This window comes from Arthrobacter sp. BPSS-3, from assembly GCF_044628475.1.
GTDB lineage: Bacteria > Actinomycetota > Actinomycetes > Actinomycetales > Micrococcaceae > Arthrobacter.
Genome location: NZ_JBIMMV010000005.1, coordinates 112,917 through 125,111, shown reverse-complemented (window position 1 = coordinate 125,111; position 12,195 = coordinate 112,917). Strand labels below are relative to the sequence as shown.

General features: G+C 71.3%; 10 protein-coding genes. 2 read left to right on the top strand and 8 right to left on the bottom strand.

Translation table 11 applies throughout. The features are described from left to right. Window positions 1-3: 3 nt before the first annotated feature. The 3 genes from ACFVY3_RS09780 to ACFVY3_RS09770 all read right to left on the bottom strand — a co-directional run bounded on the left by ACFVY3_RS09780 (window position 4) and on the right by ACFVY3_RS09770 (window position 4,057). Window positions 4-2,040, bottom strand: a complete 2,037-nt coding sequence (locus ACFVY3_RS09780; protein ID WP_400159574.1) for a penicillin-binding transpeptidase domain-containing protein — start codon at window positions 2,038-2,040, stop codon at window positions 4-6. 83 nt (window positions 2,041-2,123) lie between these two features. After that, window positions 2,124-2,786, bottom strand: coding sequence for a response regulator transcription factor (locus ACFVY3_RS09775; RefSeq protein ID WP_364138116.1), 663 nt, complete (start codon window positions 2,784-2,786; stop codon window positions 2,124-2,126). Further along, a complete protein-coding gene (locus ACFVY3_RS09770) occupies window positions 2,783-4,057 on the bottom strand; it encodes a sensor histidine kinase (protein WP_400159573.1) in 1,275 nt (424 codons plus the stop codon). The genes ACFVY3_RS09775 and ACFVY3_RS09770 overlap by 4 nt, the downstream gene beginning before the upstream one ends. A 185-nt stretch (window positions 4,058-4,242) precedes the next feature. On the opposite strand from ACFVY3_RS09770, the gene ACFVY3_RS09765 reads away from it, so the two are divergent. Together ACFVY3_RS09765 and ACFVY3_RS09760 are read left to right on the top strand one after the other, a co-directional pair. Continuing rightward, window positions 4,243-5,334, top strand: coding sequence for an ABC transporter permease (locus ACFVY3_RS09765; protein WP_400159572.1), 1,092 nt, complete (start codon window positions 4,243-4,245; stop codon window positions 5,332-5,334). Window positions 5,335-5,396: 62 nt separating this feature from the next. After that, a complete protein-coding gene (locus ACFVY3_RS09760) occupies window positions 5,397-6,092 on the top strand; it encodes an ABC transporter ATP-binding protein (RefSeq protein WP_400159571.1) in 696 nt (231 codons plus the stop codon). Here ACFVY3_RS09760 and ACFVY3_RS09755 read toward each other — a convergent pair. The 5 genes from ACFVY3_RS09755 to ACFVY3_RS09735 form a co-directional block, all read right to left on the bottom strand. Beyond that, window positions 6,089-7,549 (bottom strand): phytoene desaturase family protein, encoded by a 1,461-nt coding sequence (locus ACFVY3_RS09755; protein WP_400159570.1) that lies wholly within the window; start codon window positions 7,547-7,549, stop codon window positions 6,089-6,091. The two genes, ACFVY3_RS09760 and ACFVY3_RS09755, sit on opposite strands and share 4 nt — an antisense overlap. After that, entirely contained in the window at window positions 7,542-9,017 is a 1,476-nt protein-coding gene (locus ACFVY3_RS09750; RefSeq protein ID WP_290257126.1) for a glycosyltransferase family 87 protein, read from the bottom strand. The genes ACFVY3_RS09755 and ACFVY3_RS09750 overlap by 8 nt, the downstream gene beginning before the upstream one ends. Before the next feature lie 189 nt (window positions 9,018-9,206). Continuing rightward, the gene (locus tag ACFVY3_RS09745) at window positions 9,207-9,347 is read right to left on the bottom strand and encodes a hypothetical protein (RefSeq protein WP_290257125.1); all 141 of its coding nucleotides are present in this window, start codon (window positions 9,345-9,347) and stop codon (window positions 9,207-9,209) included. Window positions 9,348-10,074: 727 nt separating this feature from the next. Beyond that, window positions 10,075-10,659, bottom strand: coding sequence for a histidine phosphatase family protein (locus tag ACFVY3_RS09740; RefSeq protein ID WP_290257124.1), 585 nt, complete (start codon window positions 10,657-10,659; stop codon window positions 10,075-10,077). Continuing rightward, window positions 10,659-12,125 carry a CCA tRNA nucleotidyltransferase gene (locus tag ACFVY3_RS09735; protein ID WP_290257122.1) on the bottom strand — a complete coding sequence of 489 codons (1,467 nt, stop codon included), beginning with the start codon at window positions 12,123-12,125 and terminating at the stop codon, window positions 10,659-10,661. Before ACFVY3_RS09735 ends, ACFVY3_RS09740 begins: the two co-directional genes overlap by 1 nt. Between the last annotated feature and the right edge of the window lie 70 nt (window positions 12,126-12,195).

Sequence of the window (12,195 nt, the reverse complement as noted above, 5' to 3'; positions counted from 1 at the left end):
GGCCTAGCCGGCGCCGGTCAGGAACTCCTTGAGCAGCGGCCCGGAGGTGGTAGCACCCAGCCCGCCGTCCTCCACGAAGACGGCGACGGCGAGGTCGCCGTGCGTAGCCACGATCCAGGCGTGGGTCTTCGGCGGGTTGTCCGAGCCAAACTCGGCCGTGCCCGTCTTGGCCCCCACCGGGGCGCCGGGAACGGAGGCGAGGAAGCCGGCGTGCCCGGAGGTGATGACGGCGCGCATCATGTCGGCCAGGGACGCCGCCTCGGCCGGGGTCAGCGGGGTACCGGAGGCCGTCGGGGCGGCGGTCGCCGAGGAGGTCGCACCCGGCGACCCGCTGGCGGAAGCACTTGAGGCTGCCGTCGCGGCGGGAGACGCGGAGCCGGTGGCGGTCGACGTCGTGCCAGACGGCGTGCCCGTGCCGGCGGGTGCATCGGGGTTGGTGACCAGGACCGGCGACACCGGGGCGCCCTTGGCCACGGAACCGGCCATCACCGCCGCCACCAGCGGGGACAGCAGGACCTTGCCCTGGCCGATCATCGAGGCGGCGTGTTCGGTGCCGCCGGCCTGGCCGGGAACCGACCCCAGAAACGCGGCCGCGCCGAGCTTCGGGGCGTCGACGCCCACGCCCAGGGACGCCGCGGTGCTTTCCAGCTGGGCCTGGCTGACCTTGTCCCGGGCGTTGATGAAGGCGGTGTTGCAGGAGTGCGCGAAGGCATCCCGCAGGGCCACCGAGCCCAGCGAGGAGGCAGGGTAGCCCTCCGCGTTCTTGAAGGTCCGGCCGTCCACCTCCAGGGTGGCGGGGCAGTCGACCTTGCTGTCCGGGGTCATGCCGCCGCGGATCAGCGCCAGGGAATCGACGATCTTGAAAATGGATCCGGGGGCGTACTGTCCCAGCATGGCGGTGTCGTAGCCGTTGCTGCCGGGTCCGGAGGCGGCGGCAAGCACGGCGCCGCTGGAGGGCCGGAGCGCCACGATCGCGGACGCCGGTCCCACCTTGGCCAGGGTGTCCTCGGCCAGTTGCTGCAGCTTCGGATCCAGGGTGGTCTTCAGCGGGGCGCCCGGCTTCATGGCGACCTGGAAGAGCATGCGGCGGCCGGCGTTGGGCTGGGCCTGGCGCTGTTCCGGGGTGAGGCCGGGGACTTGGGCAAAGACCTGAACGCCGTCCGTGCCGCGCAGCCGGGCGTCGTACTGCTGCTGCAGGCCGCCCGTGCCGGTGCTGTCCCCGCTTTTGAGGGCACCACCGGATTTCTCGATCTGTTCGGCGCTGGCCTCGGCCACGGAGCCGAGGACGGCGCGGGCAAAGGTCCGCGTGGGGGCGAGCGGGAGCGCATCGGCGATGGCCCGGGCACCGGGGATCGCGCCGATCTGCTCGTCCGTGATGGTCCGGCCGTCCTGGCGCAGGGTGATGGCGGCGACGAAGGCCTGCGGGCCGGCGGCCTGCACCTGCTGGGTGTATCCGGCCGGGTCCACGCCCACCAGGGCCGCGAGCTTCGCGGCTGATGCCGCCGGATCGGCCCCGCCGAGGGCGGGCTTGTCGATGCCGACGTTGACCACCGCGCGGGAGGTCACCAGCGGCACGTCCCCGGCGCCGAGGATATCGGCCCGCTGGGGCGACTGCGTGGAGGTGGCCAGCACCTCGGTGTCGGTCAGGCCGGGCGCCAGCAGGTCCGGCTTCCAGACGGTCTGCCAGGTGTCTCCGGCCTTCTTCAGCTGGGCGGACACGGTGTACTTCCATTCGGATCCGCCGATGGTCCAGCTGATGTCCAGCGGGAGGGTGGCGGTGTCCTTGTCCACGGTGAGGTCGCCGCCGTGGACCGTGGGCTTGGCCGGTTCGAGGGCCTTGAAGGCCTCGTGCAGCCGGTCATTGGCGGCGGAGGAGTCCTTGCCCTGGAACGGGACCGCGCCGACGTCGAGCGCGGAGAGGCCGGAGGCGAGCTTGTTGGCGGCGTCCTGGGCCCCCGAGCGGCCGTCGTCGCAGGCCACCAACGAGGCGGCGAGCACCAGTCCGGTCAGGCCAAAGGTCAGTATGTGTTTTTTCCCCATTCGCGCCATTATGCCCTGAGCCCCGGACATCGCCGTGTCACGCGGCGTTCCCCGGGGTCCCGGCGTTCACCCGCCGGGCAGTCTCACCCGCCGGCGGGGCGGATGATCCGGCGTTGCGTCGCCGCGGCGATGGCCGCCGTCCGGTTGTCGACGCCGAGTTTGGCGTAGATGTGCGCCAGGTGGGTCTTCACGGTGGCCTCGGAGATGAACAGTTCCTTGGCGATGGCGCGGTTGGCCAGGCCGGTGGCCAGCAGTTCCAGCAGTTCCAGCTCCCGGGCGGAGAGGGCCGGTTCCGGGTTCCGGATCCGGCCGAGCAGCCGCGCCGCAACCTCGGGGGCGAGGGCGGTGCGGCCGGCGGCGGCGGCCAGGACGGCGTCGCGGAGCTGCTCGGGCGGGGCGTCCTTGAGCATGTAGCCGCTGGCGCCGGCTTCCACCGCGGCCAGGATGTCGGCGTCGGAGTCGAAGGTGGTGAGGATCAGGACCGGGGGCGGGGGCGTCCCGGCAGCGCCGGCGCGGATCCGGCCGGTCGCGGTGACGCCGTCCATGCCCGCGCCCATCTGCAGGTCCATGAGGACGACGTCGGCCGGTTCGCCGAGGGTGTGGAGACGGGAGAGTTCGGCGATCGCGGCGGCGCCGTCGGCGGCCTCCGCGGCGACGGTGATGCCCTCGCAGCCGGCCAGCATGGCCCGCAGACCGGCGCGGACCACGGGGTGGTCATCGACCAGCAGGACGCGGATGTCGTTCATGCGGCCGCACCGCCCAGCGGCAGGCGGAGCGCCACCACGGTGCCCTCCCCGGGCGCGGACTCGACGGCGAAGGAGCCGCCGAGCGCCGTCAGCCGGTCCTGCAGGGAGCGCAGGCCGAAGCCGGAGCCGTCCGGGCGACCCGCGATGGCCTGCGGGTCGAAGCCCTGGCCGTCGTCGAAGATGTCCATAGTGACCTCCGTGTCGAGGAATCCGAGCGTGACCACGGCGGTGCCGGCGGCGGCGTGGCGGCGGACGTTGGCCAGGCTGGCCTGGGCGGCGCGCAGCAGGGTGGCCTGGTAGGGCCGGGGCAGCTCAACGGGTGTACCGGTGAGCTCAAGCCGGCAGGCCAGTGGCGTTCCCTGCGCGGCGGCCTCGGCCTCCGTGGTCTCACACAGCCGGCGCAGGCTGGTGGGCAGCGACTCGCGTTCCAGGGCGGGCGGCTGCAGCCCGCGGACGAAGTTGCGGGCCTCGGCCAGGTTCCCGGCGGCGGTGGCCTGGACCGTGTGCAGCCGGGCGGCGGCGAGGGCCGCGTCGCCCGCGGCCAGCGCCTGCTCCGCCGAGCGCCCCATCAGCACGATGCTGGAGAAGCCCTGGGCCAGGGTGTCGTGGATTTCGCGGGCCAGCCGGGCGCGTTCGGCGAGGATGCCGGCGTCGTGTTCGCTGCGGGCCAGCTCGGCGCGGGTGCGGCGGAGTTCCTCCGCCACGCGGCGCTGCTCCTTCGCCTCGGTGTAGAGCGCCCGGTAGGCAAGACCGGTGACGACGGCGAACGCGGCACCGAAGCTGGGTCCCAGCACCATCGGCAGCTGCAGCGGCGTCCCGGCGGCCCCGCCGCCGTGGAACCAGAGCGCGGCGATCACCAGGGCGGTGCTGGTGGCGATCGCGGCGAGGGCAGCCGCACGGGGGAGCACCTGCAGCTGAAGGAAGAACAGCGGGAAGGCGAGCCAGACAAAGTCGGCGCTGCCGGCGATCAGCGCCAGCCAGAGCAGGCACACCAGCGCGAGCCACCAGCGGGCATGCGGACGCGGGTCGAAACGGCCGGGCAGCGCCGCGTGCCGCTTCTCCAGGACCGTTCCGGCCAGGTAGACCCCTGCGAGGGCGACGGCCAGGACCAGCTGCAGCCAGGCCGCGCCGGTGCCCAGGCCGCCGGCCAGCAGCCGCGCAACCGCCACCAGCAGGAGCACCGCGAAGCCGACGTGCAGGCTCACGCGCAGCACGCGCAGGATCACCGCCGTGCCCGCCGCCTGCCGGGTGTCCCCCGCCTCGCTTTCCATGTCCTCAGCCTAGCTTTGGCACCCTGCCCGGGAGCCCGCCCAGGGCCCGCGGGACACCGTAATCATCCTTTTGGATGATCCCGCGCCCCTCCGATCGTCCCGCCGGGATCATCCGGGCACCCGATGGCATTGCCGCCGGCCCCGGCCAGAGTGGAAGAAAGGCTTTCAACCCGCAAAGGACACCCATGTTTCTCGCTCTCCGCGACATCCGCTTCGCCAAGGGCCGTTTCGCCCTGATGGGCGGCGTCGTCGCCCTGATCACCCTGCTGCTGGTGATGCTCTCCGGCCTCACCGCCGGCCTCGGCAACCAGTCAACCTCCGCCATCGCCGCCCTCCCGGCGGACCACATCGTGTTCGGCGCCCCCGCCGGGACCACACCCACCGCCTCCTACACGGAGTCCTCCGTCACCGCGGCCCAGCTGGCCCGCTGGAAGAACCACGACGGCGTCACCACCGCGGAGCCGCTGGGCATCAGCCAGACCCGCTTGCAGGCCGTGGCCCCGGGCGGGGAACCGGCCGGCTCGGCGAACGTCGCCGTCTTCGGCGTGACCGGGGACGGCGCGCTGGCCCCCGCGCCGGTGGCCGAGGGCACCGTGGTGGTCGGAGCTGGCCTGGCCAAGGACCTGGACCTCGCACCGGGGCGCCGGGTCAGCGTGGGCGGCAGCTCCCTGGCCGTCGCCGCGGTGGTTCCGGACCAGTGGTACTCGCACACCGCCGTGGTCTGGACCTCCCTGGCGGACTGGCGCACCCTCTCACACCTCACCGACCCGGCCGCCGTGGCCACGGTCCTGGCCGTCGGCACCTCGGCCGGGACGGACCTCGGCGCCGCCGACGCCGCCGCGGGAACCGTCAGCGCCACCCGCAGCGGCTCCTTCCAAGCCCTCGGCTCCTACCGCAGCGAAAACGGTTCCCTGCTGCTGATGCAGTCCTTCCTCTACGGCATCAGCGCCTTGGTGGTGGCCGCCTTCCTGACCGTGTGGACCGTCCAGCGGACCCGTGACATCGCCGTCCTCAAGGCGCTCGGCGGTTCCACCCCGTACATCCTCCGGGACGCCATGGTCCAGGCCGCCGCCGTGCTGGCCGCGGGGGCCCTGGCCGGCGGCGCGGCGGGCGTTGTCGGCGGACTGCTCGCAGGTAAGGCCGCGCCGTTCCTTACCGGCCCGGCCACCACGCTTCTGCCCGTCGCCGGCGTCGTGCTCCTGGGGCTCGCCGCCTCCGTCCTCGCGGTCCGCGGCGTCACCCGGGTTGACCCGCTGCTGGCCCTCGGCGGCAACTAACGCGGCCCCGCCGGCACCCTCATCCGCACCCGCACCCTAAACATTCCCCGAAAGGCATATTCATGAAGTCCGTCCTCAGCCTCCGCGACGTCACCCTCGACTACCCCGACGGCGGCACCACGCTGCGCGCCCTGGACCGGGTCAGCTTGGACCTGGCCGCCGGCACGTTCCTGGCGCTGCTGGGTCCGTCCGGATCCGGGAAGTCATCGCTGCTGGCGGTGGCCGCCACCCTGACCCGCCCGAGCTCCGGCACCGTCCTGGTGGCCGGCCAGGACGCGGGGTCCCTGTCCGACGCGGGCCGCTCGGCGCTGCGGCGGGACCGGATTGGGATCATCTTCCAGCAGCCCAACCTCCTGCCCTCCCTGACCGCCGTGGAACAACTCCTCCTGGCCGCGCACCTGCGCGGAGAACAGCCGCGGCAGGCCCGGGAGCGTGCCGGGACGCTGCTGGACCGGGTGGGCCTGGCCGCCGCCGGGGACCGCCGGCCGCACCAGCTCTCCGGCGGCCAGCGGCAGCGCGTCAACATCGCCCGGGCCCTGATGGCCGATCCCGTCCTGCTGCTGGTGGACGAGCCGACGGCGGCGCTGGACCAGCAGCGCAGCGGGGACATCGTCCGGTTGCTGCGGGAGGTCACCGATGAATTCGGCGTCGCGACGCTGATGGTCACCCACGACGCGGACCTGGTGCCGCACACCGACGCCGTCGCCACGATGGCCGACGGTCGGCTCTCGCTCGGCGCCCTGCAGGGCGCGCACTAGCCGGCGGCCGCGTCCCCCACCGGGCCCAGTGCGGGAACCGGGAGACCAAAGACGTCCCGGAGCACGTGCCGGGCGGCGTGGAAGCCGGGCATCCCGGTCACGCCGGGCCCTGGAGGGGTGGCCGAAGAGCAGAGATAGAGCCCGCGGACGGGGGTCCGCCAAGGGACGGGCCGGAACACCGGACGGGCCAGCAGACCGCGCAGGTCCATGGCCCCGGCGCTGAAGTCCCCGCCGACATAGTTTTCGTTGTAGGCGCCGAGGTCCGCCGCCGTGGTCACCCGCTGGTCCACGATCAGGTCCCGGAAGCCGGGGGCGAATCGCTCCAGCTGGGCCGTGACCGCGGCGCCCATGTCCACGGTGGACCCGGCCGGGACGTGGCAGTAGGTCCAGAGGATGTGCCGGCCGGCGGGGGCGCGGCCGGTGTCGAAGGTGGAGGGCTGGGAGACCAGGACGAAGGGCCGCTCCGGGTGCTGCCCGGAAGCCACCAGGTGCTCGGCCTCGGCGGTCTCGGCCCGGGTTCCGCCGACGTGGACCGTGCCGGCCCCGGCGAGCTCCGGGGCGGCCCAGGGGACGGGGCCGGAGAGGATGTAGTCCACCTTGCAGGCGCCGTTGCCGAACCGGTAGTCCTCCAGGGCGCGGCGGTAACGGGCCGGGAGCCGGTTGCCGGCGATCCGCAGCAGCCCGGGCGGGGCCACGTCGAACAGGGTGGCCCGTGCCGGCGGCAGGTCCGGCAGGGCATCGATCCGGGTGCCGGTGTGGATCCGGCCGCCGTGGGCTTCGATGTCCGCGATCATCGCCTGTGCGATGGAGGCGGAACCGCCCACCGGGATGGGCCAGCCCCCGGCATGTCCCAGGGCACCGAGGACCAGGCCGGCGCCGGCGGCCGGGAGGGTGGGCAGCGGAGCGACGGCGTGGGCGGCCACCCCGGTCAGGAGCGCGGGGGCGAGATCCTCACGGAAGCGGGCATCCCACAGCCGGGTGCCCTGTTCAAGGGTGCGGAGGCCGAAGACGGCGGCGGCGACGGGGTCCCGGGGGACCCGCACAAGCTGGTTGAGGGCAACGTCCATGACTCCCTCGAGGCGTTGCAGCAGCGGGGTCATCAGGCGTCGGTACGCTGCGCCGTCGCGGCCCAGGGCGGCTGCCGTGCGCTCCAGGGAGCGGTAGCCGAGCGCGGCCCGGCCACCGTCGAGGGGCGCCCCGTGGGAGAGCTCAGGGGTCACGACGTCGATCCGCCGGGAGAGCCCGAAACCGCGGAAGAACGGCGAGGCCAGCGCCATGGGGTGGACGGCCGAGCAGACGTCGTGCAGGTGGCCCGGTTCCATCAGTTCCATGGTCCGGAGGCCGCCGCCGGGGGTGGGTGCGGCCTCGTACACATCCACGGCGAGGCCGGCGCGGGCCATCGTCACGGCCGCGGCGAGGCCGTTGGGACCCGCTCCCACCACCGCGACGTCAGGCATCGGAGCCCACCTTCGCCGTCCGCCACGGCAGGACCGAGGCCGCCGGGTGCCGGAGGTCGATCCGCAGCCGGTCAGCGGCGCCGTCGAAGGGACCTCCATGGGGATCGTCCACGCGCTGCCGGCGGATGATGTCCCGGTCCGGCTCGACGATGTCCCAGGCCACCCGCGCCATCAGATATGCCGTGGCCAGCATGTGCGCGACGACGGCCAGGACGTAGTAGGGCATGTCGATGTTGTGCTGGGAGGGGCCGCCGCTGGTGACCTGACCCAGGAACATCCACACGGCCGCCCAGTGCAGTGCCTCGATGGCCTGCCAGATGAGGAAGTCGCGCCACCGCGGCCGGGCCAGGGCCAGCAGCGGGATGAGCCAGATGACGAACTGGGGCGAGTAGACCTTGTTGGTCAGGATGAAGGCGGCCACGATCAGGAAGACCAGTTGCGCCAGGCGGGGACGGCGCGGGGCGGCCAGGGCCAGCAGCGCGATCAGCACGCAGGCGGCCAGGAACAGGTCCATGGCCAGGGAGTTGATGACGGCCGCCTCCAGCGGCTTCCAGCCGAGCCGGCCGGCCACCAGGTTGTACGCGAACCAGGGTGAGCTGTAGCCGGCGGGCCGGGACTCGGTGAACTGGTAGAAGTACTTCCATCCGGCCGGGTCTGCCAGCAGGGCGGGAAGGTTCACGGCAAGCCACGCCGCCGCGGCCGCCCCGGCGGTGGTGAGGAACGCCCGGATCCGTCCGGTGCGCAGCGCGAGCACCAGGATGGCGCCGAGGATCAGCAGCGGGTAGAGCTTGGTGGCGGTGCCCAGCCCGATGCAGATGCCGGCCAGGACCAGGTGGTTCCGGGCGAAGAAGTACATGGCCAGGGCCAGGAAACCCACGGCCCACATGTCCCAGTTGATGAATCCGGCCAGGATGATGCCGGGGGCCAGCGCCACCATGGCGGCGTCCCAGGGCCGCCGGCCGGCCGTGCGGGCGGTGACGAGGACGACGACGATCCAGACGGCCGCCACCAGGGTGGCATTGACGTCGAAGTACGCGAGGACCCGGCCGGCGCCGGTTCCCGAGCCGGGTACCAGAAGGGCGGTGGCTCCGGCGATGAAGCCCATCAGGACCGGGTATTCGAAGTGACTTCCGGCGGTGACGAACGGGAAGGCGCCGTTGCCCAGTCCGCGGTTTCGAAAGAGTTCAGGGAAGTCGGAGTAGCAGGTGGCGTAGAACTGGCCGGGGGATTCCCAGCCGTTGCTCCGGCAGTAGCCCTTGACCAGGAGTGCCAGCAGCGCGGCCAGGACCGTCAGGATTCCAAGCACCCGCGGGACGGTGAAGAGGCCGGGAGAGACGACACCGGGCGCGGCGCGGCGCCCCATGGGTCCGCCGATCAGTTCGGTGAAGTTCCGTAGCAGCCGGTCACTGCGGGTGGGAACCACCAGTCGGCTCCTCCGGTGCTGGTCCGGCGGCATTGTCTCCTGCATGCCATGAGCTTACCGGGGGTTCGCGGCGGCCGGACGTGGCCCTGGGGGCTACGGGCGGCCGGTTAAACGGGGGAGCCCACGCGTTGCCGCGTGGGCTCCTGGCGGGTAGCTCGGAATGGTCAATCTCATGGGTCCTCCTCTGATGGCTGCTGCGGTGTGCGTGACCTGGGCGGTCGGGGCAGCAGGGAATCAGCGGATCAGGCCCATCTGGTGCAGGGTCAGGTAGACGTCTTCACGCCGCTGTTCCAGCAGCTGGGCGTTGAACTGCGTCCGTTCCTTGCGGCCGGGCCGCGGACGGAAGACCGGCACGCGGGGGAGCTGTCGTTTCATTGGTTTCACCTCCCTCCGGAGGGTCGGGATGGAAGTCTGGGCGGGATCCGGCCGAACCGGCAGGGCTCCGGGGTGCGGTGTGGGGCGGGTCAGGGACGGAACGACAGACACGTGTACTCCTGGGGTGAAGAGGGAAGGAATTTCCGGGATATCTGGGCATGACAAATAGACCCCGGATAAATTGCAGGTAATTTCACTAAAAAGGGCAGCAAAAGAAGAGCCGTCTTAGTGCGTGAATTCGCCACGCGAAGAATGCCGGCACTGAGCGTGAAAGATGCACCGCCGGGAAGCAGAGTTCCGAATTGTGGTGCCGCGCGCTGTGATGGCCTGGCAGGGCGAAGGTGATGAAGAAGGAGGCTTCACCGGCAACTGTCCCGCCGAAGCCCGCGCCGTCCCTGATGCGGGAGGATTCGGGCTAGCGGCGGTTCTGCAATCCCGGCACGTGGCCGGCGATGAGCGGAATCAGCAGGTGTGCATTCCAAAATTCGGGCGCCAGGCAACAACGGAGGCCGGGTTGGCGGTGAGGGTGAACATCCATCCGCGAGTCAAAGTAATCATTTTCCCAACCTCCTTTTCTGTTGTGCCATCGCTCCGGCTGACAGGCCGGGCGGTGAGCGCCGATACCCCGGCTGGACGCCTCTGGGGTTGGAAATAAAACTACATGATGAATGCAGGGGTTGACCACTTAATCCATAAAGTTTTATGGAAAAACTTTTAAGGGACGGGTTTAGAGGCCCCAACGCACTACTGCGGGGGTCTTCTTATCCCAGCCGAGCGTGCAGACCTTGGCTGTACCCAGGACGAAATGCCGTCCCTCGTGGGCGTCCAGTCCCAGCCACCGGGCAGTGAGGATGCGGGAGAAATGCCCGTGCGCCACGACCAGGACATTGTCGAGGCCGGACTCCAGCACCCTGGCCACGATCTTGTCCGCCCGGGCCGCGACGTCGTCGAGCGCTTCACCGTTTGGCACGCCGTGGGTCCAGATCAGGTAGTCCGGGTTGTCCTTCCGGATCAGGTCCGAGCTGATGCCCTCGTAGTCGCCGTAGTCCCACTCCACCGCCAGCGGTTCCAGCCGTGCGTCGGGGAAGCCGGCCAGTTCGGCCGTGCGGCGGGCGCGGCGCAGCGGCGAGGTGAGCACCAGGTCGAAGTCGACCCCGTCAAGGACCTTGCGGGCCTCCACGGCCTGCTGCTCGCCCTCCACCGTGAGGGGAAGGTCCGTCAGGCCCGTGTACTGGCCGCTCTTGGACCATTCGGTCTCGCCGTGGCGGAGGATCCAGAGCTGGGGGCGGGGGCCGTTGGCGGGTGCGGGCATTAGGACTCCTCAGAGGGTGCGACGGCGGCGGATTCCGGCTGCGCCGCCCACCATTCCAGCAGTTTGGCTTCGGCGGCGGCGGGCTCGAGCGGCCCGTTCTCCATCCGTACTTCCAGCAGGTACTTGTAGGCGCGGCCGACGACGGGTCCCGGCTTGAGGCCCAGCAGGGCCATGATGGCGCCGCCGTCGAGGTCCGGGCGGACCGCCTCCAGCGATTCCCGCTCGCGCAGCTCGGCGATCCGCGTCTCAAGGTCGTCGTAGGCGAAGGCGAGGCGTTCGGCCTTGCGCTGGTTGCGGGTGGTTACGTCGGACCGGGTCAGCCGGTGCAGCCGCTCCAGGAGGGGGCCGGCGTCGGTAACGTAGCGGCGGACGGCGGAGTCGCTCCAGCCGGCGTCGCCGTATCCGTAGAACCGCATGTGCAGTTCCACCAGGCGCGCAACGGCCTTGATGGTGTCGTTGTCGAAGCGGAGCGCCTTCATCCGCTTCGCGGTCAGCTTCGACCCCACCATGTCGTGGTGCCGGAAACTCACCGCGCCGCCCGCCTCGAAGCGCCGCGTGGCCGGCTTGCCGACGTCGTGCATCAGGGCCGCGAACCGCAGCACGAAGTCAGGGCCCGGGACGGGGCCTTCGGCGCCGGTCTCCAGGCCCGCGGCCTGCTCCAGGACCTGCAGCGAGTGCTGGTAGACGTCCTTGTGGCGGTGGTGTTCATCCGATTCGAGCCGAAGCGCGGACACCTCGGGCAGCACGTATTCGGCCAGGCCGGTGTCCACGAGGAGGTCGACGCCGGTCCTTGGCTGGGCGGCGCAGATGAGCTTGACCAGCTCGTCGCGGACACGCTCGTTGGAAATGATCTTAATCCGCTCCGCCATGGCGGTCATGGCGCGGCGGACGTCGGGGTGGACGGTCACACCCAGCTGCGCGGCGAAGCGGGCGGCCCGCATCATCCGCAGCGGGTCGTCCGAGAAGGAATCCTCGGGCGACCCGGGCGTGGACAGCGTGGAGGCGTGCAGGTCCCGGACCCCGCCGAACGGGTCCACCAGTTCCATCGAGGGCAGCCGGAGGGCCATGGCGTTGATGGTGAAGTCGCGGCGCAGCAGGTCATCGGTCAGGGAGGATCCGAACGCCACCACAGGTTTCCGTGACTCGGGGTCGTAGGCCTCGGCGCGGTAGGTGGTGATCTCGATCTGGAAACCGGCCTTGCGCATCCCGATGGTCCCGAAGGCGCGTCCGATCTCCCAGAAGTTGTCGGCCCATTTCTTGATCAGCGCGACGGTCTGGTCCGGGGTGGCGTCGGTGGTGAAGTCCAGGTCCGGCGATTCACGGCCCAGGAAGAGGTCCCGGACCGGGCCGCCGACCAGGGAGAGTTCGTGGCCGGCGTCGGCAAAACGCCGCCCCAGCTCAAGGACCACCGGGTCAACCTGGAAATCGACGGGGTGGGACTCGGTCTGGTGATGTGGGTGCGACATAGTCTCTTAAGCTTGTCAGAAATCCCCGCCAGCACCACACCGGGACGGACCGGGGACACCGGCCCGTCCG

Excerpts from the sequence above, each read along its gene's own strand:
- ACFVY3_RS09765 (WP_400159572.1), top strand. The coding sequence starts at position 4,243 with ATGTTTCTCGCTCTCCGCGACATCCGCTTCGCCAAGGGCCGTTTCGCC.
- ACFVY3_RS09750 (WP_290257126.1), bottom strand. The coding sequence starts at position 9,017 with ATGCAGGAGACAATGCCGCCGGACCAGCACCGGAGGAGCCGACTGGTG.
- ACFVY3_RS09735 (WP_290257122.1), bottom strand. The coding sequence starts at position 12,125 with ATGTCGCACCCACATCACCAGACCGAGTCCCACCCCGTCGATTTCCAG.
- ACFVY3_RS09775 (WP_364138116.1), bottom strand. The coding sequence starts at position 2,786 with ATGAACGACATCCGCGTCCTGCTGGTCGATGACCACCCCGTGGTCCGC.
- ACFVY3_RS09770 (WP_400159573.1), bottom strand. The coding sequence starts at position 4,057 with ATGGAAAGCGAGGCGGGGGACACCCGGCAGGCGGCGGGCACGGCGGTG.
- ACFVY3_RS09755 (WP_400159570.1), bottom strand. The coding sequence starts at position 7,549 with ATGCCTGACGTCGCGGTGGTGGGAGCGGGTCCCAACGGCCTCGCCGCG.
- ACFVY3_RS09760 (WP_400159571.1), top strand. The coding sequence starts at position 5,397 with ATGAAGTCCGTCCTCAGCCTCCGCGACGTCACCCTCGACTACCCCGAC.
- ACFVY3_RS09745 (WP_290257125.1), bottom strand. The coding sequence starts at position 9,347 with ATGAAACGACAGCTCCCCCGCGTGCCGGTCTTCCGTCCGCGGCCCGGC.
- ACFVY3_RS09780 (WP_400159574.1), bottom strand. The coding sequence starts at position 2,040 with ATGGGGAAAAAACACATACTGACCTTTGGCCTGACCGGACTGGTGCTC.
- ACFVY3_RS09740 (WP_290257124.1), bottom strand. The coding sequence starts at position 10,659 with ATGCCCGCACCCGCCAACGGCCCCCGCCCCCAGCTCTGGATCCTCCGC.